The organism is Mesorhizobium sp. C416B (assembly GCF_030323165.1).
Classification (GTDB): domain Bacteria; phylum Pseudomonadota; class Alphaproteobacteria; order Rhizobiales; family Rhizobiaceae; genus Mesorhizobium.
On sequence record NZ_CP100471.1, the window covers coordinates 4,722,714 to 4,743,192 of the forward strand.

22 protein-coding genes are annotated in these 20,479 nt (G+C 63.6%); 8 read left to right on the plus strand and 14 right to left on the minus strand.

From position 1 onward, the window contains the following. Positions 1 to 69: 69 nt before the first annotated feature. Together phnK and NLY43_RS23060 are read right to left on the minus strand one after the other, a co-directional pair. On the minus strand, positions 70 to 846 hold the full coding sequence (gene phnK / locus NLY43_RS23055) for a phosphonate C-P lyase system protein PhnK (protein WP_023669826.1): 777 nt from the start codon (positions 844 to 846) through the stop codon (positions 70 to 72). Continuing rightward, positions 843 to 1,742 carry an alpha-D-ribose 1-methylphosphonate 5-phosphate C-P-lyase PhnJ gene (locus tag NLY43_RS23060; RefSeq protein ID WP_023713449.1) on the minus strand — a complete coding sequence of 300 codons (900 nt, stop codon included), beginning with the start codon at positions 1,740 to 1,742 and terminating at the stop codon, positions 843 to 845. The genes phnK and NLY43_RS23060 overlap by 4 nt, the downstream gene beginning before the upstream one ends. Before the next feature lie 65 nt (positions 1,743 to 1,807). On the opposite strand from NLY43_RS23060, the gene NLY43_RS23065 reads away from it, so the two are divergent. Beyond that, on the plus strand, positions 1,808 to 2,011 hold the full coding sequence (locus NLY43_RS23065; protein WP_023669824.1) for a hypothetical protein: 204 nt from the start codon (positions 1,808 to 1,810) through the stop codon (positions 2,009 to 2,011). Positions 2,012 to 2,013: 2 nt separating this feature from the next. Here the strand turns inward: NLY43_RS23065 and NLY43_RS23070 are convergent, their stop codons facing one another. The 3 genes from NLY43_RS23070 to phnG are packed head-to-tail and all read right to left on the minus strand — an operon-like array spanning position 2,014 to position 4,199. Next, on the minus strand, positions 2,014 to 3,126 hold the full coding sequence (locus NLY43_RS23070) for a carbon-phosphorus lyase complex subunit (protein ID WP_023712303.1): 1,113 nt from the start codon (positions 3,124 to 3,126) through the stop codon (positions 2,014 to 2,016). Then, positions 3,127 to 3,738: a phosphonate C-P lyase system protein PhnH gene (gene phnH, locus NLY43_RS23075; protein WP_023669822.1), complete on the minus strand. Its 612-nt coding sequence runs from the start codon at positions 3,736 to 3,738 to the stop codon at positions 3,127 to 3,129. Continuing rightward, positions 3,738 to 4,199, minus strand: coding sequence for a phosphonate C-P lyase system protein PhnG (gene phnG, locus NLY43_RS23080; RefSeq protein WP_023669821.1), 462 nt, complete (start codon positions 4,197 to 4,199; stop codon positions 3,738 to 3,740). The genes phnH and phnG overlap by 1 nt, the downstream gene beginning before the upstream one ends. Before the next feature lie 96 nt (positions 4,200 to 4,295). On the opposite strand from phnG, the gene phnF reads away from it, so the two are divergent. Next, a complete protein-coding gene (gene phnF / locus NLY43_RS23085; RefSeq protein ID WP_245264027.1) occupies positions 4,296 to 5,066 on the plus strand; it encodes a phosphonate metabolism transcriptional regulator PhnF in 771 nt (256 codons plus the stop codon). A 99-nt stretch (positions 5,067 to 5,165) separates the two neighbouring features. Here phnF and NLY43_RS23090 read toward each other — a convergent pair whose 3' ends face one another. The 7 genes from NLY43_RS23090 to NLY43_RS23120 all read right to left on the minus strand — a co-directional run bounded on the left by NLY43_RS23090 (position 5,166) and on the right by NLY43_RS23120 (position 12,771). Then, positions 5,166 to 6,185, minus strand: a complete 1,020-nt coding sequence (locus NLY43_RS23090) for a zinc-binding alcohol dehydrogenase family protein (protein ID WP_023712305.1) — start codon at positions 6,183 to 6,185, stop codon at positions 5,166 to 5,168. A gap of 74 nt (positions 6,186 to 6,259) precedes the next feature. After that, positions 6,260 to 7,225 (minus strand): ABC transporter permease, encoded by a 966-nt coding sequence (locus NLY43_RS23095; RefSeq protein ID WP_023683015.1) that lies wholly within the window; start codon positions 7,223 to 7,225, stop codon positions 6,260 to 6,262. A 23-nt stretch (positions 7,226 to 7,248) separates the two neighbouring features. After that, complete coding sequence (locus tag NLY43_RS23100; RefSeq protein ID WP_023700145.1) at positions 7,249 to 8,772, minus strand: sugar ABC transporter ATP-binding protein; 1,524 nt, start codon at positions 8,770 to 8,772, stop codon at positions 7,249 to 7,251. Positions 8,773 to 8,919: 147 nt separating this feature from the next. Next, positions 8,920 to 9,912: an ABC transporter substrate-binding protein gene (locus tag NLY43_RS23105; RefSeq protein ID WP_023669816.1), complete on the minus strand. Its 993-nt coding sequence runs from the start codon at positions 9,910 to 9,912 to the stop codon at positions 8,920 to 8,922. 12 nt (positions 9,913 to 9,924) lie between these two features. Further along, positions 9,925 to 10,140, minus strand: coding sequence for a hypothetical protein (locus NLY43_RS23110; RefSeq protein WP_023669815.1), 216 nt, complete (start codon positions 10,138 to 10,140; stop codon positions 9,925 to 9,927). Between the two features lie 73 nt (positions 10,141 to 10,213). After that, complete coding sequence (locus NLY43_RS23115) at positions 10,214 to 11,212, minus strand: aldo/keto reductase (protein ID WP_023726438.1); 999 nt, start codon at positions 11,210 to 11,212, stop codon at positions 10,214 to 10,216. 53 nt (positions 11,213 to 11,265) lie between these two features. Then, complete coding sequence (locus NLY43_RS23120; protein ID WP_023712307.1) at positions 11,266 to 12,771, minus strand: UxaA family hydrolase; 1,506 nt, start codon at positions 12,769 to 12,771, stop codon at positions 11,266 to 11,268. Between the two features lie 256 nt (positions 12,772 to 13,027). Here NLY43_RS23120 and NLY43_RS23125 point away from each other — a divergent pair, with 256 nt between their 5' ends. From NLY43_RS23125 to NLY43_RS23145, 5 genes are all read left to right on the plus strand, one after another. Next, positions 13,028 to 13,927: a GntR family transcriptional regulator gene (locus tag NLY43_RS23125; protein WP_023712308.1), complete on the plus strand. Its 900-nt coding sequence runs from the start codon at positions 13,028 to 13,030 to the stop codon at positions 13,925 to 13,927. A 119-nt stretch (positions 13,928 to 14,046) separates the two neighbouring features. Then, the gene (locus NLY43_RS23130; RefSeq protein WP_023713447.1) at positions 14,047 to 14,403 is read left to right on the plus strand and encodes a DUF2946 family protein; all 357 of its coding nucleotides are present in this window, start codon (positions 14,047 to 14,049) and stop codon (positions 14,401 to 14,403) included. 105 nt (positions 14,404 to 14,508) lie between these two features. After that, positions 14,509 to 15,048 carry a copper chaperone PCu(A)C gene (locus NLY43_RS23135; protein WP_023712310.1) on the plus strand — a complete coding sequence of 180 codons (540 nt, stop codon included), beginning with the start codon at positions 14,509 to 14,511 and terminating at the stop codon, positions 15,046 to 15,048. A 39-nt stretch (positions 15,049 to 15,087) separates the two neighbouring features. Beyond that, a complete protein-coding gene (locus tag NLY43_RS23140; protein ID WP_023683022.1) occupies positions 15,088 to 15,606 on the plus strand; it encodes a YcnI family copper-binding membrane protein in 519 nt (172 codons plus the stop codon). A gap of 53 nt (positions 15,607 to 15,659) precedes the next feature. Next, positions 15,660 to 17,285 (plus strand): copper resistance CopC/CopD family protein, encoded by a 1,626-nt coding sequence (locus NLY43_RS23145; protein WP_023686611.1) that lies wholly within the window; start codon positions 15,660 to 15,662, stop codon positions 17,283 to 17,285. Between the two features lie 25 nt (positions 17,286 to 17,310). Here NLY43_RS23145 and NLY43_RS23150 read toward each other — a convergent pair whose 3' ends face one another. Continuing rightward, positions 17,311 to 17,748, minus strand: coding sequence for a VOC family protein (locus NLY43_RS23150; RefSeq protein WP_023692002.1), 438 nt, complete (start codon positions 17,746 to 17,748; stop codon positions 17,311 to 17,313). Positions 17,749 to 17,954: 206 nt separating this feature from the next. On the opposite strand from NLY43_RS23150, the gene gnd reads away from it, so the two are divergent. Next, the gene (gnd, locus tag NLY43_RS23155; RefSeq protein WP_023692001.1) at positions 17,955 to 19,382 is read left to right on the plus strand and encodes an NADP-dependent phosphogluconate dehydrogenase; all 1,428 of its coding nucleotides are present in this window, start codon (positions 17,955 to 17,957) and stop codon (positions 19,380 to 19,382) included. A 33-nt stretch (positions 19,383 to 19,415) separates the two neighbouring features. Here the strand turns inward: gnd and NLY43_RS23160 are convergent, their stop codons facing one another. Further along, positions 19,416 to 20,459 (minus strand): LacI family transcriptional regulator, encoded by a 1,044-nt coding sequence (locus NLY43_RS23160; protein ID WP_023683027.1) that lies wholly within the window; start codon positions 20,457 to 20,459, stop codon positions 19,416 to 19,418. Positions 20,460 to 20,479: the final 20 nt, after the last annotated feature.

Below are 20,479 nucleotides of genomic sequence, written 5' to 3' on the forward strand. Positions count from 1 at the left end.
AAGCTGCTGATCTCCCCCCTTGAGGGGGAGATGGCCGGCAGGCCAGAGGGGGGTGCCTTGGCGCCATCTTCACACCTGTAGAATCGAGGAAACAAGCAATTGCGTGTAAGGCGCGCGGGGATCGTCGAGCACGCGATCCGTCAGGCCGCTTTCGACGACACGGCCGTCTTTCATCACCATCATACGCTGCGACAGAAGCCGGGCGACGGCGAGATCGTGGGTGACGACGATGGCCGCCAGGCCGAGATCGGTGACCAACCCGCGCAGCAAATCGAGCAGGCGCGCCTGCACCGAGACGTCGAGGCCGCCGGTCGGCTCGTCCATGAACACCAGCCTCGGTCCGGTGACGAGGTTGCGGGCGATTTGCAGGCGCTGGCGCATGCCGCCGGAAAAGGCGCGCGGCTCGTCGTCGATGCGGTCCTCGTCGATCTCGACGCGCGACAGCCAGTCGACGGCAGTGGCGCGGATCTTGCCGTAATGGCGGTCACCGACCGCCATTAGCCGCTCGCCGACATTGGCGCCGGCAGACACCGTCATGCGCAAGCCGTCGGCGGGGTTCTGATGAACAAAGCCCCAGTCGGTGCGCATCAGGAAGCGGCACTCGGCCTCGCTCATACGGTAGAGTTCGCGGAACTGGCCGTCGCGCATGCGGTAGCTGGCGGTGCCAGAAGATGGTAGCAGCCGCGTCGACAGGCAGTTGAGCAGCGTCGTCTTGCCGGAGCCGGATTCGCCGACGACGGCCAGAACCTCACCCGGCCACAGGTCGAAGGTGACATTCTCGCAGCCGACGCGCGAGCCGTAGAATTTGGACAGTTCGGAGACGCGCAGCAGTGGGTCGCCGGTCATTCTGCTGGCCTCATCTTTCCTGCGGTAACATGGCTTTCAGCCGCAAGGTGGCCGCGATGTCCTTCGGCGCGCCGCTTCTCGCAATGGTCGGTGTCGGAGCAGACGAACATGTGGTCGCCATGGTCGTCGAGGATGACCTCGTCGAGATAGACATTTTCCGCCGCGCACAGCGCACAGGGCAGGTCGAAGGTCTGGACCTCGAAGGGATGATCCTCGAAGTCGAGGCTGACGACATCGGTGAAGGGCGGCACGGCATAGATGCGCTTTTCGCGCCCGGCTCCGAACAGTTGCAGGGCCGGCGAACGGTGCATTTTGGGGTTGTCGAATTTCGGCGTCGGCGAGGGGTCCATGACATAGCGGCCCTCGACCTTGACCGGATAGGCATAGGTGGTGGCGATGCGGCCGTGTTTGGCAATGTCCTCGTAGAGCTTCACATGCATCAGGCCGTATTCCTCGAGCGCATGCATTTTGCGCGTTTCGGTTTCGCGCGGCTCGAGGAAGCGCAACGGCTCGGGTATCGGCACTTGGTAGACTAGAACTTGGCCGGCGCTCAGCGGGTGTTCCGGGACGCGATGGCGGGTCTGGATGATGGTGGCGCTGGCGGTATCGGTCGTCACCGCGGCGTTGGCTACCTTCTTGAAGAAGGCGCGGATCGAGACGGCATTGGTGGTGTCGTCGGCGCCCTGGTCGATGACTTTCAGCACATCGTCCGGCCCGATAATCGAGGCGGTGACCTGCACGCCGCCAGTGCCCCAGCCATAGGGCATCGGCATTTCGCGCGAAGCGAAGGGAACCTGATAGCCAGGGATGGCGATGCCCTTGAGGATCGCCCGGCGGATCATCCTTTTGGTCTGCTCGTCGAGATAGGCGAAGTTGTAGGTGGCGATGTCGGTCATGGCGATCAAATCCACTCCCTGCTATTGCATTGACGCCCAGAAAACGGAAATAAAGGCGAAGTCGAATGACTCAGACCGGTTGGATCCAGATTGCAATTCTGCTTCTGGCGTTTGTCTGCGTGGTCGGTTTTGTACCTCGGCGCTTGTTTCTGCCTGCTTCCAGAGATGGCGCGCATGTCACAGGCGGAAACGGCAGCTACGTCGGCGGGCATAGCAGCCATTCCCATGACGGCGGCAACGGGGATGGCGGCAATGGCGGGGGCGATTAGGCTCATTCGGCCGCCTCCCGCTTCTCTTCCACCTTTGCAGGGTTCTCTCGAGCTTCGTATTCGGCGCGCATGCGGCGCACCAAATCGAGCTCGGCCTGGAAGTCGACATAGTGCGGCAGCTTCAAATGCTCCACGAAGCCGGTCGCCTGAACATTGTCGGAGTTCGAGATGACGAACTCCTCGTCCTGCGCGGCGGCGACGACATCTTCGCCGAGTTCCGTTGCGCGCAGCGCGCGGTCGCACAGCGCCATGGCCATCGCCTTGCGCTCGCTTTGGCCGAAGACCAGTCCGTAGCCGCGGGTGAATTGCGGCGGCGCCTTGGCCGAGCCCTTGAACTGGTTGACCATCTGGCATTCGGTGACGCGGACCTTGCCGAGCAGCACGGCGAAGGGCAGTTCCGGCACGTCGAGTTCCAGCTCGACCTCGCCGATACGCACCTCGCCGACAAAGGGGTGGTTGCGGGCATAGCCGCGCTGGGTGGAATAGCCGAGCGCCAGCAGAAACCCTTCATCGCCGCGCGACAGCGCCTGCAGGCGGATGTCGCGCGCCATCGGAAACTCAAGCGGCTCACGGGTGATGTCGCCGGGGACATGGTCCTGCGGCATGTCGCCATCCGGCTCAATCAGCCCTTCGCGGGCGAGGATCGTCGAAACGCGCGGCATGGCCTGCGTTTCCGTCTCGCGCTGCAGCGGTTCGGCGACATCGGCGCCGGCGGCGAGTTCCGGGTCGAGCAGGCGGTGGGTGTAGTCGAAGGTAGGCCCAAGCAGCTGGCCGCCGGGCAAATCCTTGTAGGTCGCCGACACGCGCCGCTCGACCAGCATGGCGCCGGTGTCGATGGCGTTGGTGTAGCCGAAGCGCGGCAGTGTGGTGCGGTAGGCGCGCACCAGGAAGATCGCCTCGATCATGTCGCCGCGCGCCTGGACTATGGCGAGCGCCGCCAGTTCCCGGTCGTAGAGCGATCCTTCGCTCATCACCCGGTCGACGCCGAGCGCCAGCTGTTCGACGATCTGGTCGAGGCGCAGCGCCGGCACCGAACGGTCGCCGCGACGGCGGTCCGCAAGCAGACTGTGGGCATTGGCGATTGCGACTTCGCCGCCTTTTACCGCGACATACATTTATGCCTCCATCGTCTTGATGCGCGTCGTGCGCGGCAGGCAGGCGATACCGTCGGGCGCCGCCAGGATGATGTCGACGCCGCGCGGAAAGCGCTGGCTGTTCTGCTTCCACTGTTCGACGAAATGGCGCGGCATCTGCGCCGGCGCGATGGTCGCCGTCTTTTCGATGCCTGGGCCTTCGAGCAATAGCGGCGCGCCGGAGGTGAGATCGCTGACCTGCAGGATCAGTGTCGTCGAACGGTCGGGATAATCCTGCGTGCCTTGCGAAAGACCGTCGAGGGCGGCCATCTCGGCCGGCGTGGCGACCAACGCGAAATGCGCATCGGCAGGTGTGTTGGCGAGTGGCGCGCCGGCGTGGAAGCCGAGCCAGGATTTGATCGCTGCCGATGCCTGCAAAGCAGGATCGAGCCAGAGCGGTGTGTCGTTGTCGCAGAGCGAAAGTGCAATGGCGCCGGCGGTTGCGGACAGCGGCGAAGGGGGGCGGGCGAAGGCAGGCAGAGGCCGCTCGCTGCCCGGCCGCGCCATGGCATCCATGACCGCGCGGAAGACCGCCTGGGCGTTGAACACCGGATCGGCGAAGCCGCCGTCGATCCATTGGGCTGCGATGTCCATCAGTCTTCTCCGCGCACCATGGTGAAGAAATCCACTTTCGTTGCCGCCGTCTCGGAGCGGCGCTTTTCGCGCGCCTCGCTTTGGGCGGCGCGCAGCGGTGCGACCAGCGCACTCTCGACCGTCTGCCGATGGGCGGGATCCTGCCAAAGTGCATCGGCGATTGCCGCAAGCTTCGCCTTCTGCCTGTCGCGCCCGAGCATGTAGCTGTGGCCGACCTGTCCGGAAGAGAGCCGGACGGTGGCGCGGGTGACGGTCACTTCACCGACATTGAAGGGCGCGCCGCCGCCGCCGATGCGGCCACGCACGGTGACCAGACCGGTTTCCGGGCCGCGCAAAAGCTCTGCTTCCGAGATCAGGCCGGCCTCATTCCACAGCCGGGCGATGTCATCGCCACTGGCCTGCGCCAACGTCGTCATGACGGCTTTGCGCTCGGCCTGGTCGCGGGCTTCCTGTCCTCGCATGGACAACTCCCTGAATGTATATAATTTGTCTAGTGATATAGACAATTATACAAATTATACCTATTATCTAACTTGTGTCCATGACGGGTGGATGACATGGGCGGGAGCGTGGACGAAATGGTGGCTCAAAAGGGCGCGAGCAGCATCGAACGCCGTAGCGGTGTCGCGCTGTGGCGGCAGATTGCGGACCTGATCCTGCATTCGATCGCCGCCGGCGATTTTGCCGAGAATGCCGCGCTGCCGCCGGAAATGGCCTTGGCCGAACACTACGGCGTCAATCGCCACACGGTGCGCAGCGCCATATCGGCCCTGGTGCAGGACGGCGTGCTGCGGGCCGAGCAGGGACGCGGCACCTTCGTCTTTTCGCGCAAACGGCTGTCCTATCCGATCGGCGCGCGCACTCGGTTTTCGACCGGTCTGCAAGGGCAAACATCGGAACGGCACATCGTGCTGCTAGCTTCTACAGTTGAGTCGGCCAGTCAGCGCGTCGCCGAGGGGCTTGGTCTGGCAAGAGGGGCTGAGGTGATCCGCCTGGAGACGCGCGGCGAAGCCGATGGACGGCCGGTGTCGCGCGCCGCCGCCTGGTACGAGGCGAAGCGTTTCGCCGGCATCAATGCTGCGATGGCCGAAACCGGTTCGGTTACCGCCTCGCTCAAGCGTTTCGGCATTGACGATTATCTCAGGCAATCGACGGTGCTGTCGGCCCGCCATGCCGATGCCGCCGATCTCGCCGACCTCGATCTGCAGCCCGGCGCAATCGTGCTGGTGGCGGTCGCCGTCAACGTCACACCGGACGGCCAGCCGATCCAGTTTGCCGAAACACGGTTTCCGGCGGAGCGGGTCGAGCTGAAACTGTCGGCGCTGTAGCGGGGTCGCGCCTATTTTTCAGCGGCCTGGCGTTTTGAGGACGGAGTGGGAGTCAACCTGCGCGGGTCGTCGTCATTCGGGCCGGGACCACCTGCGATGTTATGCCCCAACCTCGATCACAGCCTTGATCAACCCCGATTTCTCATGCGCCCAGCGGGTGAGATCATCCGGCGTGCCGGCCAGCGTGGTGCGGTGGGTGACGAGTTTTGCCAGCGGCACGGCGCCGTTGCGGATCGAGGCGGCGACGTGGTCGAAATCGACTTTCAGCGCGTTGCGGCTGCCGATCAATGTCATTTCGCGCTTGTGGAATTCCGGGTCGGAAAAGACGATGTCATCCTTGACGACGCTGACCAGCACGAGCGTGCCGCCATGCGCGACATGGGCGAAGGCCGACTGCACCGAGGCGGTGTTGCCGGTGGCGTCGAAGACGATGTCGAACCCTTCGCCGCCGGTTGCCTCGCGCACCAGTTCGGCTGCCGCTTTTTGTGAGCCGTCGAGCGTGGCGAAGCCGAGTTCGCCTTTTGCAAAATCCAGCCGCTCCGTGCTCATGTCGAGCAGGCTGACATCGAGCCCGGCGATGCGCGCAAACAGCGCTGCGCCAAGGCCGATCGGCCCGGCGCCGATGACCAGCGTGCGGGCGCCTGGTTCGGCGCGAGCGCGCCGCACGCCATGCGCGCCGATGGCGAGGAATTCCACCGCCGCCGCATCGGCCAGCGACAAGCCGTTTGCCGGATAAAGATTCTGCGCCGGCACCAGGATCTGCTCGGCCATGGCGCCGTCGCGATGGACGCCAAGCACTTCGATCCTGACGCAGCAATTCGGCTTGCCGTGCCGGCAGGCGATGCATTTTCCGCAAGCGAGATAGGGATTGATGATGACGGGCTCGCCCACGGCAAGGTCGACATCTTCGCCGGTCTCGACGACGGTGCCCGACACTTCATGGCCCATGATGCGGGGATAGGCAAGGAACGGGTGCTTGCCTTCGAAGATGTGGTAGTCGGTGCCGCAGATGCCGACATGGCTGACGGCGACCAGCGCCCAGCCGGCAGGCGGCGCTCCTGGCGCCGGCCGGTCTTCCAGGACAAGCTCGCCGGGCGAGCGGCAGACAACAGCTTTCATTCGGCAATTCCAGTGTTTCTCAAAAAAGGCGCCGGTCCGTTGTTAAGCAGGCCGGCGCAGAAGGTCAGGGAGAATTACTTGCCGCGACGGCGCAGCCCGTCGAAATAGACGATGATTATGATCAGCGCGCCGGTGATGATGCGCTGCCAGAACGAGTTGACGTTGAGCAGATTGGCGCCGTTGTTGATGGTGGCCAGGATGAAGGCGCCGAGCAGTGGGCCATGCACCGAGCCGACGGCGCCGAACAGCGAGGTGCCGCCGATCACCGATGAGGCGATCGCCTGCAACTCCCAACCTTCGGCCTGGGTCGGGTTGCCGATGCCGATGCGCGCCGCCAGCAGCACGCCGACGAAGGCCGCGCATAGGCCCGACAGCGTGTAGGCCATGTAGATGGTGCGCTGGACATTGACGCCCGAGAGGCGCGAGGCCTCGGCATTGGATCCCACAGAGAAGAGATAGCGGCCCCAGCGGCTGTGGTGCAGGAAGATGTAGGCCGGGATACCGACCAGGATCACCATCCAGAACAGATTGGGGATGCCGACAAAGGAACTGCGCGAGAACGCGGTGAAGCTGTCGCTGTTGATGTTGATCGAGTTGCCGTTGGTCATCAACAGGCCGATGCCGCGCAACGAGGTCAGCGTCGCCAGCGTGATGATGAAGGGCGGCAGGCCCATCTTGACGATGCCGAAGCCATGGAACAGGCCGATGGCAACACCGACCAGCAGCGTCACCAGAATGGCGACCCAGATCGGGAAGCCGGCATTAATCATCATGGCGACAATGACGGTGGCGAAGCCGACCACGGCGCCGACCGAGAGGTCAATGCCGCCGGTGATGATGACGAAGGTCTGGCCGACCGCCATGATGGCGATCATCGAGCCCTGCCGCAAAAGATTGGCGATGTTGTTGGAGGAGGCGAAGCTCGGCGTCGCCACCGACAGCACGATCCAGAGCAGAACCAGCAACGCCAGAAGCGTCAGCCCGAACAGGACGTTGTAGTTCCGTTTCGGTTTTTCGATCGCGACGGTTTCGATGCTCATGGTTCCTCCCGTTTCTTGTTTTGTCAGCCGATCGCCTGCGTCAGCACGTCTTCGTGGCTGGCGGCGCGAAAGCCATGGCTGGCGACCAGTTTGCCGCGCCGGAACACGTGCAGCGTATCGGCGAGCTCGTAAACCTCGGGCAGATAGGACGAGATCAGGATGATGCCGGCGCCCTTGGACAACAGTTCCCCGAACAGGCGGTAGATCTCGGCCTTGGTGCCGACATCTACGCCGACCGTAGGCTCGTCGAAGATGAACAGCTTGGCGCCGTGCGCCAGCCATTTGCCGATAACGATCTTCTGCTGGTTGCCGCCGGACAGGCTGGAGGCCAGTGCGCCGCGTGTTGGCGTTTTGATGCGGAGGCCGGCGATCTGGCGATCGGCTTCAGCCTTTTCCTTCGTGTTCGAAATCAGCAGGTTGTTGGAGATGCGCTTGTAGATCGGCAGGTTGAGGTTGAGGCCGACCGGCAGGTTCAGGCACAGGCCCTGGTCGCGGCGGCTTTCCGGCGCCAGCGCCATGCCGAGCTTGATCGCGTCGTGCTCGGAATTGATGTGGACCGGCTTGCCTTGCCAAAGGACCTGTCCGGCCGACTTCTTGTGGCGGCCATAGAGCGTGGTGACGAACTCGCTCCGCCCGGCGCCGATCAGGCCATAGAGCCCGACGATCTCGCCGGCGCGCACCGTCATCGAGACGTCTTCGAAACCCTTGCCCGACAGGTTTTTCGCTTCAACGATCACGGCACCGGGGGTGAAATGCTCCTTATGGTAGACTTGCTCGATCGAGCGGTTGATCATCATCTTGACCAGCTCGGCGTCATTGGTCTCGGCAATGTTGCGGGTGCCGACCAGCGTGCCGTCGCGCAGCACCGAGACGCGATCGGCGAGTTCGAACACCTCTTCCATGCGATGGCTGATGTAGATGATGGTGACGCCTTCGCCCTTGAGCCTGCGGATCAGCGTGAACAGCTGGTCGGCTTCCTTGCGGGTGAGATAGGCGGTCGGCTCGTCGAAGATCAGGAATTTGGTGCCGCGCACGGTGGCGCGGGCGGCGGCGATCAGCTGCTGCTGGCCGATGGTGAGGTCACCCAGCATGACATGCGCCGGCAGGTCGAAGCCGAGACCGTCGATGATCTTCTGCGCTTCCTTGACCATGGCGCGCTGCTGCAGGATGCCGAAGCGCGAATTCTCCTCGCCGAGGAACATGTTGGCGGCGACGGTGAGATGGCGACAGAGCACGACCTCCTGATGCACGGCGTTGATGCCCAGCGCCATTGCCTCGTGCGGGGTTGCCAGCGCTGCCGGCTTGCCCTCCCAGATGACATCGCCGGAGGTGCGCGGCATGACGCCGGTCAGAAGCTTGATCAAGGTGGATTTGCCGGCGCCGTTCTCGCCGACGATGGCGTGGATCTCACCTGCCTTGAAGGCAAGGTGAACGGGCTTCAGCGCATGCGTGCCGGGATAGCGCTTTTCCAGCCCGTGCAGTTCGAGGATCGTCCTGCCGGGCGCTAGCGTTGGGGCCGGGTGCAGTTCCTGCGCCATGGGCGTCATGACAATCCTCCCAGATTGGCCTTACGATTGGCACGTCGCGATGCAGTCAAGCCGCATCGTCGAGGTGATTCAAGCCGGTGGATATTCAAGCTTGTATCCGGTGTTTCCGGGGCGCGAGGCCCCGGAAAGGATTTTTGGTCGACGGGCTCAGAGCTTCGGGTTGAGCAGGGCGTCGATCTTGGGGTCTTTCATGTTTGCCTTGGTCACCAGGTTGGCGCCTGTGTCGACATTGGCCTCGACCTTCTCGCCCTTCGAGGCGGCGAGCGCGGTCTTGATGCCGTCATAGCCCATCCGGTACGGATCCTGGACGACGAGCGCGGAAATGACGCCGTCATTGAGGAACTTGATCAGCTTCTCGTCGCTGTCGAAGCCGACCAGCGCCAGCTTGCCGCCAAGGTTGTTCTCGGCGACTGCCTGACCGACGCCCTGCGCCATGATCAGGTTGGACGCGAAGATGCCCTTGAGGTTCGGGTTGGCGGTGATCAGGTCGGTGGCGATGTTGAGACCGGTCGTTGCCTGGCCGTCGGCATATTTGTCCGCGACGAGCTTGAGCCCCGGATATTTCGCGGCCAGCTGCTCGGTGAAGCCCTGCTTGCGCTGCTCCAGCGAACCGGCGCCCGGCGCGTTGGTGATCAGGGCGACGTCGCCCTCGATCTTGCCGCCATTGGCTTCGCCGATGGCTGCTGCAAGACCGTCAGCGGCGACGCGTCCGCCCTGCACATTGTCGGTGGTCAGGAACGAGGTGAACGCCTTGGAGTCGGCGCCGGAGTCGATGCCGATGACCTTGACCTTGCTGGCCGCTTCATCGATCGGCTTGCCAAGCGCCTTGAATTCGGTCGGCGCGATGACGATCGCGGCCGGGTTGCCGGCGACGGCATTCTCGAGGATCGAGACCTGGCCGTTGACGTCGGTTTCAGCCTGGGCGCCGAGTTCGGGTACGTTGACGCCGAGATCCTTGCCGGCCTTGCGGGCGCCGGCCAGGACGATCTGCCAATAGAAGGACGTGGTGTCCTTGACGATGATCGGAATGGTCACGTCCGCCGCCGAAGCCGGCGCCGTGTGCAGCGTGCCGGCAAGCATCGAGGCGGCAGCTAGTGCCATCAGTGAGCGGCGGTTGAGAATGCTGGTCACGAATTTCATTAGGAATCCTCCCTAGATCGCCCGGTGAAGGTTACGGAAGCTCCATTTGGATAGGCGCGGCCCAAACAGAACTTTATCAATAAAAAACAGTTGCCGCTTTTTGATAGTGCATCGGTCCGGCCGACGCAAGCGGTGTTTCATATCGGCCTGCGCATGGCTTGGCGGGGAAACCTCCCTGCCGATCCTCAGTGCCACGTCCAGACGCTCCCGATCCTCCTTGATCATCATGGAATATTAATTCCACCGTCGAGTCAATATGGAATATTCATTCCTTCTTGAGAACCGTGATTGTGGCGTTTCGTCACCCGAGCTCCTGCACGATGGTGTAGGGAGCGTAGCGGGCGAATTCCGCTTGCGGCACCTGGACGTCGAACAGGTCGAGGTTGCGCGTCAGGTTGGCAGGCTTGGCCGTTCCGGTCAGCACGCTGGCCACGACAGGCTCCTGCAGCGGAAACTGCAATGCAGCCGCCGCCAGCGGATATCCGCCCTCATCAGCGATTTTCTCCATCGCGCCGACACGCTCGAGTATGTCCTGCGTCGCCGGCAGATAGTCGAAATGCGCGCCGTGCACCGGTCCGGTTGCCAGGATGCCGGAGTTGAAGACGCCGCCGATGATCAGCGAAGTCTGTCGCTCACGACACAGCGGCAGCAACTCGGCTTCAGCCGAGCGGTCGAGCAGCGAATAGCGGCTGGCCAGCAGGATGCAGTCGAGCGGTGCTTCGCGCAGCACGTCGAGGCAGATCTGCACCTCGTTGACGCCGAGCCCATAGGCGGAAATTACACCCGACGTTTTAAGCTCGTCCAGCGCCTTCAAGCCGCCGTCCATCAGCTGGCGAAAGTGCAGCTTCGTCTTCTCGACGCCATGTGTGTAGGTGCCGATGTCGTGCACAAACAGGATGTCTATCCGGTTCAGCCCGAGCCGGGCATAGGAGAACTCGACCGAGCGCATGATGCCGTTATACGAGTAGTCGTAGTCGAGCGCGAAAGGCAGCGGGTCGACATAGGAATGATCGGGAACCTGGTCTTCCGGCACCGGGCGGAACAGGCGGCCGACCTTGGTCGACAGCACATAGGAATCCCTCGGCTTGTAGCGCAGGAAATCGCCGGTCCGCCGCTCCGACAGGCCGAAGCCATAGAAGGGCGCGGTGTCGAAATAGCGCAGGCCGGCATCCCAGGCTGTCTGCAGCGTCTCCATCGCCGCTTCGCGCGGACAGGCCCGGTAGAGCCCGCCGATCGCCGCCCCGCCGAAGCTTATCTCGGTTACCTCGAGCGCAGTCGTGCCGATGCGGCGTTTGTCCATCCAAAGCCTCCCCTTGTGAGCCGTCGTTGCAGCCCGTTTTTTTTCGTCGGTGGTTAGAGCGTCGCGCCGAGGTGCCACGGCACGAACTCGTTGTCGCCGTAGCCGAACGCCTCGCTCTTGGTCTTGCGGCCCGATGCCGTCTCGACGATGAGTTCGAAGAGTTCCCGGCCCATGCCGGCGATGGTCTTCTCACCCGAAGCGATGACGCCGCAATTGACGTCCATGTCCTCTTCCATCTGGTGGTACATGGTCGAGTTGGTGGCGACCTTGATCGACGGCGTGGGCCGGCAGCCGAAGCAGGAGCCGCGGCCGGTGGTGAAGACGATGATGTTGGCGCCGCCCGCCACCTGACCGGTCGCCGAGACCGGGTCGTAACCGGGCGTGTCCATGAACACCAGGCCACTGCCGGTGACCTTTTCGGCATAACCGAAGACGCCGTTGAGCGGAGTCTGGCCGCCTTTGGCCACGGCGCCCAGCGACTTTTCCAGGATGGTGGTCAGGCCACCGCGCTTGTTGCCGGGCGAGGGGTTGTTGTCGATCGAGGCGCCGTGCTTGGCGACATGGTCCTCCCACCATTTGACGAAACCGTCGAGCTTCTTGGCGATCTCCGGCGTTGCCGCGCGATAGGCGAGCAGATGTTCGGCGCCATAGATCTCCGTCGTCTCCGACAGGATGCCGATGCCGCCGACGCCGGCCAGGATGTCGACCGCCGCTCCCAGCGCGGGATTGGCGGTGATGCCCGACATGCCGTCGGAACCGCCGCATTGCAGGCCGACGACGATCTCCGAGACCGGGATCGGCTCGCGCTGATACTGGCCGACTTCCTCGGCGATTTCGGCGAGCACGCCCATCGCCTTTGCGACCGATTTGCGCGAACCGCCGGCGTCCTGGATGTTGAAATGGCGTTTTCCCGCCGCCGCACCCTTCTGGCCGTAAAGGGTGAGCTGGTTGACCTCGCAGCCGAGGCCGACCATCAACGCGCCGCCGAAATTCGGATGGCGGGTGTAACCGGCGAGCGTGCGGTGTAGCACCATCATGCCGTCGCCGGTGCCGCTCATGCCGCAGCCCTGGCCATGGACGATCGGGACGAAGCCGTCGATCCCCGGATATTTCGGCAACAGCACGCGGTTGGCCTCGTCGGCAATGGCGTGGCAGACGGTGGCCGAGCAATTGACGCTGGCGATGATGCCGATGAAGTTGCGCGTGCCGGCACGGCCATCGGCGCGACGATAGCCCATGAATGTCCGGGCGCGGTCGGCTTCGGTGGCATGCTCCGCTTCGCTCGGCGGCACGACCGGCAGACGGCCGGACTCGAAGACCAGATTGTGCGAATGGACGTGGTCGCCGGGCGCGATGTCCTGGGTGGCGCGGCCGATGGCCTGGGCATACTTGACCACCGCCTCGCCGACGGCGATAGGCTTGATCGCCACCTTGTGGCCGGGCTCGATCAAGGCCGTGGCGACGGCGCCGCCGGGCAGAGGGGTGCCGATCTCGATGCGGCCATTGGCGACCGCGACATTGTCGGCGGGGGACAGAAGAATGCTGTTCGAGGCGTTCACGGGCAGTTTCCTGGGTCTGTTCCTGGGGATGCGCGGATTGACACGCGTCTGTTTACATATAATGTCTTTTATCGTGAAAAAACATTTGTGCGTCAATTGTTTTTTCAGGAGGAGACCATGTGTCCGATGGACGCTTGGCTTGTGGGGAGCGGCGTCTGACACGCAGAGCGTTTGCTCTGCCGGGTGAGAGCCAGGACATATGTGATATCGCGCTTCAAGCCAGCCACAGCAAGCGCCGGCGCGCAACGGGGCAGGGATGTCGAAGAACAACAACGTCTACAAGGACGCTTACAACAGGGGTCTGCGGCTGCTCGATGAAACGCAGAGCCTGCCGTCGGAGCCGGAACTGGGCACTTTGCTCGGCGTCAGCCGGACCACCGTGCGCACCATTCTGGCGCGCATGGAAGAGACCGGGCTGATCGCGTGGAACAAACGCAGCAAGACAGTGCTCAGGGCGCCGAAGCCGGATGATTTCTTCCCCGAGGAGGAGACAGACACACTGGCCCAGATCATCGAGCGGTCGTTTATGCGCAGATTGCTGGCTGGCGGCGCCGAGGCCGGCATGCAGATCAACGAGCTCGAACTGGCGCGCGAGATCGGCGTCGGCACCACCAGCGTGCGCGAGTTCCTCATCCGCTTCTCCCGCTTCGGCCTGATCGAGAAGCGGCGCAACAGCCACTGGGTGCTGAAGGGGTTTACGCGAGCCTTCGCGCTCGAACTCACTGAAATCCGCGAGATGTTCGAGATACGCTCGGCGGCGGCCTTTGCCGCCTTGCCTGGGGATAGTCCGGTCTGGGCGGATCTCGACCGGCTGGAAGACGAGCACCGGCTTCTGGCCAGCGAAATCGCCATCCGCTTCAACGAATTCTCGGAGCTAGACGAGCGCTTCCACCGGCTGATCCACCGGGCGTCGCACAACCGCTTCATCGTCGATTTCTACGACGTCATCGCCATGATCTTTCACTACCACTACCAGTGGAACAAGGCGCAGGAGCGCGAGCGCAACGAAGTCGCGGTGAGCGAGCATCTCGCCTACATCGCGGCGCTGAAATCGCGCGATCTCGGCAAGGTCGACGCCGCCTGCCGCAAGCATCTGAAGTCGGCACGCCACACGCTGTTGACGTCGATCCCGGAAATCGGTCGGATTGCTTCTTAACGCGCCGCGTTGCCGCAGCGATGATTTGGCGATTTTCCGCCGACATGCCGCGTGCTAGATATCCAAGCGTTGCTGCGTGAAGAGGCAGGTCTTTGGACTTCCGGCGTAAGAGATGGAGCATGATGGCCGCCTTTGTCGCGGCCTGTGTGCTGCTGCTCCAGTCGACGCTCGGCGTGTTTGCTTTCGGCATTGCGCCGGATGCCTCGCAACTCGACGTTTTCGGCAACGTCATCTGTACACATGAGGGGGCGGTCCAGCTTCCCGGCGGCGATCCGCACCAGCCGCACATGCCGGCATGCTGCATGCTCGGCTGCAGCATGGCCTCCGTCGCCTATGCGCCGCCGGCAGGCGTCGGCGTGGCGCCGGTGAGCCTGTCTTTTGAAACAGTCGCGTTTCTTCCGCCGGCAGTCAGGCATCCCGACGTTACGCGTGAGCGCTCTCCGGCCAATCCGCGCGCCCCGCCGCTTGCGGGCTGAAAAACCGCCGCTCGCTTGGCGTAACCCGCGCGGGCGATAATCATCCAATGATAAACTCGTTCGCAGCCGGACAAAGGCGCGACCTCATATTCATGGAGCCTACCCATGTCCCGTTTTCGTCATGCCGGCGCGTTGCGCCGCAGCACCCCTATCTTCACCACTATCGAGCAGCGTCTCGGCAGCGCCCTCTTTGCCTTTGCACTGTTGTTCGTCGGCGCCCATTCCGTCCTTGCGCATGAGTTCAAGGCCGGTGACATCGAGATCGAGCATCCCTGGTCCCGTGCCACGCCAGCCGGCGCCAAGGTTGCCGGCGGCTATTTCACCATCGTCAACAAGGGCAGCGCACCAGACCGGCTGCTGTCGATTTCCTCCGACATTTCGGGGAAGGCCGAACTGCATGAAATGGGGATGAAGGATGGCGTCATGACCATGCGCCCGGTCAGTGGCGCCCTGGACATTCCGGCGGGCGGCAAGATCACGCTGGGTCCTGGCGCCTACCACGTGATGTTCATGGATTTGAAGCAGCCGCCTAAAGAAGGCCAGATGTTTGCCGCCACGCTGACTTTCGAGAAGGCCGGAACCGTGACCGTCGAGTTTGCCGTGCAAGCCATAGGCAGCGCGCCACCCCTCGAAGACAACGACTGACCAATCAATTTGCCAACCGATTTTTCGAGAGGGACCATCATGAACAAGTATCTTTTGCCGGCCGCTGCATTCCTTGTCCTGGGGACAAGCGCTGCCTTCGGCCATATCACGCTCGAAACCCAGGAAGCGCCGGTCGGTTCGACCTACAAGGCCGTGCTGCGCGTGCCGCATGGCTGCGAAGGCAAGGCGACGATTGCCGTGCGCGTGCAGATCCCGGAAGGGGTGATCGGGGTGAAGCCGATGCCCAAGCCCGGCTGGACGCTGCAGGTGAAGAAAGGCAAGTACGAGAAATCCTACCAGCTCTATGGCGAGGCGGTGACCTCGGGCGTCAAGGAAGTCGACTGGAGCGGCGGCAGCCTGCCGGATGAATTTTATGACGAGTTCGTCTTCCGCGGCACGTTGGCCGCCGATCTGCCGGCCGGGCAAAAACTCTATTTTCCGGTGGTGCAGGAATGCGATGGGGCCACCACGCGTTGGATAGAGATTCCGGCGGCTGGTCAGGATGAGGATGCGCTGGAAGATCCGGCGCCCGGCCTCAACCTGCTGCCGAAGAAATGATGCATTGGCGGCGCGCTGCTTCGAAGCGGCGCGCCACTGTTTTGGTGGATGGCATGAACGTGGCCTGTTTTCAGCGGATAGAACGGACAGCCGGCAGGTGCTTCGGCCTGCTGGCCGCGATCCTGCTGCTTGCCGTCCTTGCCACGCCAAACCAGGCCTTTGCCCATGCGGCGCTGATCAAGGCCGAGCCTGCCGACGGCGCGGTTCTGGAGCGAGCGCCGACGCAATTTTCGCTGACCTTCAGCGAGCCTGTGTCGCCGCTGGTGCTGACCTTGGTGCGGCCCGACGGTACGCCTGTCGCTTTGACCTCGTTTCGGTTGAGCGACCAAACGGTTGAGATCGACAATCCACAAAAGCTCGGGCCGGGCACCCATGTCTTGAGCTGGCGGGTGATTTCCGCCGATGGCCATCCGGTCGGCGGCTCGGTGCTGTTTTCCGTTGGCGCGCCAAGTGCGGCGCCGGCGGTGGGGGAAGCTGTCGATATAGATTTGCGGTCAGCGATCTGGACCGGCAAGGTTCTTCTCTACATCGGGCTTTTCCTCGGCATTGGCGGCGCCTTCGCGCTGACATGGCTGGCGCAAGGCCAGCGCTCAGGCCAGCGCTTCGTCATTGCCGCCATCCTGTGCGGGCTGGTCGCAGCACCCCTGTCGCTCGGGTTCCAGGGGCTGGACGCGCTGGGCGCGCCACTCGCCCGGCTGGCGCAACCGGTGGTCTGGCGGACGGCGCTTGGCACCAGCTTCGGCTGGACGGTGCTGATTTCGCTGGCGGCGCTCGGGCTTGGCCTGCTGTCGTTGGTCGGATCGCGTGCTGGCGCCAGGCCGTTGGCGCTCGCCGGGCTGGCCGGTGTGGGTGCAGCCCTTGCCGCCAGCGGCCATGCCAGTGCAGCCGAACCGCAATGGCTGACGCGGCCTATGGTGTTCCTGCATGGCGCCGGCATCGCTTTCTGGGCTGGAGCACTGCTGCCGCTCGGCCTGGCGTTGAGCAGCCAATCGGTGGAAGCCGGGGCGTTCCTGCGGCGGTTTTCGCGCGCGATCATGCCCGTGGTGGTAGTGCTTGCCGCCGCCGGTGTGGTGCTCGCCATCATCCAGGTGCAGACACCGGCGGCACTGGTCAACACCGCCTATGGCCGGCTGCTGCTGATCAAGCTGGCGCTGCTGGTGTTTCTGTTCACGCTGGCGGCGGTCAATCGATGGCGGCTCACCGCCTTGGCCGAGGCCGGAGCGACGGAAGTGCGGCGACGGCTTAGCCGCTCGATCTCAGTCGAAATGCTGATCGTGCTCCTGATCTTCGGCGTTGCCGCCGGCTGGCGCTTCACGCCGCCGCCACGGGCCCTGGCAATCGCCGCGGCACAACCGACGTCGACCCATATCCACACTATGAAGGCGATGGCCGACATCGACATCACGCCCGGCCATACCGGGGAGGTCACCGCCTCCATCGTCATCATGGATGGCGATTTCGGCCCGCTCGACGCCAAGGAAGTGACGCTGGTGCTGTCCAAGCCCGATTCGGGGATCGAGCCGATCAAGCGTCCGGCGACCAAGCCAGGCGACGGCACCTGGCGCGTCGATAATCTCGTCATTCCGATTCCAGGCCGCTGGACGGCGCGGCTCGATATTCTGGTTTCGGATTTCGAAGTGGTAAAGATCGAAGCGCCGATCGATATCCGCGCCGAGTGATATTCAGCCCGCCTGCGAAGGGCGCTCAGCCGAGTTCCTGGGCTAACCCGATGAGATGCCCTTCCGGCCCGCGGATGTAGCAGAGCCGATACACGTCCTGGTAACGGACGACTTCACCGGCCAGCTGCGCGCCACGCTTGCGGAGCCTTTCAAGCGTGTCGTCGATGTCGTCCACGGTAAACATGACGCGCAGGTAGCCCAGGGCATTGACCGGGGCGTTGCGGTGATCGGCGACGACCGTCGGCGTGAGGAAGCGGGAGAGCTCGAGCCGGCTATGGCCATCCGGTGTGCGCATCATGGCAATCTCGACGTGCTGATCGCCGAGCCCGGTGACACGTCCGGCCCACTCGCCTTCGATCGTCGCCCGCCCTTCCAGTTCGAGGCCGAGCTCGCGAAAGAAGGCAATCGTCTCGTCGAGGTCATCGACGACGATTCCGACATTGTCCATCCGTTTGACTGCCATAAGTTCAACCTAACGTCATATGTTCGATCGGCAAGGCGTCGCCTGGTCACCAACTGACCCTTCCTGACTCGGTCTGACACAACGCAGACGCAACACAATTCGGCGAGGCGGTTGACGTGGCGCGAAAGGCCCGTCAATCATCTCGCCGAAAAATGGGCATCCCGAAAAACGCGGCCTCAACAAAATCCGAAAGCAGGGAAGAAACGATGGAAAAAGCCGAAATAGGCCTGATCGGCCTTGGCACAATGGGCTCCAACCTCGCGCTCAACATTGCCGAGCACGGGCACCGCATCGCCGTCTTCAACCGCACCAAGGCGCGCACCGATGCCTTCCTCGAAGGCGCCGGTTCGCTCAGGGACATGGTGGTGCCCTGCTACAGCCTGGAGGAACTGGCAGCTGCGATCAAGCCGCCGCGCCCGGTCATCATCATGGTGCTGGCCGGCAAGCCGGTCGACGAACAGATCGAAGCGCTGCGCGGCGTGTTGTCTGACAACGATATCGTCATCGATGCCGGCAACGCCAATTTCCGCGATACGATGCGGCGCTTTTCGGAACTGTCGGGCTCAGGTCTCACCTTCATAGGCATGGGCGTATCCGGCGGCGAGGAAGGCGCGCGCCATGGACCGTCGATCATGGTCGGCGGCACCGAAGACTCCTGGAAGCGCGTCGAACGCGTGCTGACCGCGATCTCGGCTAAGTTCAAGGATGAACCGTGCGCTGCCTGGCTTGGCACAGACGGCGCCGGGCATTTCGTGAAAACCATCCACAACGGCATCGAATATGCCGACATGCAGATGATCGCCGAGATCTACGGCATCCTGCGTGACGGTCTCGGCATGGGGCCGAAGGAGATCGGCAAGGTCTTCGAGGACTGGAACAAGGGCCGGCTCGATTCGTATCTGATCGAGATCACCGCCAAGGTGCTGGCCGCCGACGATGCAAAGACCGGCAAGCCGGTGGTCGACATCATCCTCGACCGTGCCGGCCAGAAGGGCACCGGCAAATGGTCTGTCATCGAGGCGCAGCAGCTCGGCATTCCGGCGACGGCCATCGAGGCGGCGGTGGCGGCCCGCGTGCTGTCGTCGATCAAGGATGAGCGGCAGGCGGCCGAAAAAGCCTATGGCAATATCGGCGTCATCAAGATCTCCGGCGACAAGGCGGCACTTCTGAAAGACCTGGAGCTGGCGCTGCTCGCCGGCAAGATCGCCGCCTATGCACAAGGTTTCGCGGTGATGAGCGCCGCCTCGAAGGAGTTCAACTGGAACTTGCCGATGCCGACCATCGCCAAGATCTGGCGTGCCGGCTGTATCATCCGCTCGCAGATGCTCGACACCATGGCGGAAGCCTTCGGCTCGGGCGGCGCGTCCACCAACCTTTTGATGGCGCCGGCTTTCACCACCATGATGCAGGAGGCGCATCCGTCGCTCCGGCGCATCGTCGCAAGAGCGTCGGAGGCCGGTTCGCCCGTGCCGGCGCTGGCGTCGGCGCTTGCCTATTTCGACAGCTACCGCCAGGGCCGCGGCACCTCGAACCTGATCCAGGCGCAGCGCGATTTCTTCGGCGCGCATGGTTTCGAGCGCATCGGCGAGCAGGGGGCTTTCCATGGCCCATGGGGCAGCGGCGCTGCCGGCTAGGGTCAGGTGAGGCGGCCTCTCAGGTCGTGCCAGTCAGCCCTGATACGCGACGACGTCGCCTGGCTTGACCACAGTCTGCAAAGAGCCAGGTGCCGCGCCGCCTATCCAGCCCAGCACGGCGCGGGCAAGCTCGGTGCCGGCGAGGCGGAAGTCTTCGTTGACGATCAGCAACTCCCGGCGGAACAGATGCAGCAGTTCCGACGATTGCTTGGACACGACATCGACGTCGCGGCCGAGTTTCAGGCCGGCATCCTCGATGCCGGCGACGATGGCCAGCGTTGCTGCGGCGGCGCTGCTGACGAAACCGTCCGGCCTGACGTCGCGGCGCATCAACTGCGCGGTCCGCGTCCTGATCTGATCGATCGACTGGTCGATCGAAACAGCGTTGAACGGCACTTCGCTGGCGTCGACCTCGCTCAGTGCGTCGGCAAAGCCATTGACCGTGTGGTCGTAATAGGTGAGCCCGACCGGCGGCGCTACCAGCGCCAGCCGGCGCCGGCCGACGCTGGCCAGATGGCGCACCGCTTCGGCGGCGAAGGCGTAATTGTCGAAGTCGTGATAGGGGTGGACAAGCCCCATATCGGTGCGGCCATGCGTGGCAAAGGGTATGCCACGCTCCAGCATGTAGCGGGCGCGCGGATCGTTGGGCTGCGTGCGTGAGATGATGACGCCATCGGCCGAGCCGGACTCGACCAGATACTTTACCGGGTCCAGCGGATCCTGCGAGCGCGAGTAGGGCGTGACGATCAGGTGATAGGGTGTGTCGGCAATGACCTCCGAGACGCCGTAGATGATGTCCGAGACAAAGCTCATGATCTCGCGCTCGGTATTGAGCACGAGGCTGATAACATTGGTCTTGCCAGTCCGCAGGCGCACGCCGGCGCGGTTCGGCCGGTAGCCGATCTGCCTGGCGACGAGTTGAACCCGCCGCCTGGTCTCGGCGCCGATCTCGGGTGCATCCTTGAGCGCGCGCGAGACGGTGGTGACGCCGAGCCCGGTCATGAAGGCAAGCGTTTTCAGCGTCGGCCGCTCATGCGCCGACGCCTCGTCGTCCTTCTCCGTCTGGTCCCTGTCCATTCGTCCCGCCCCGTCAGGCG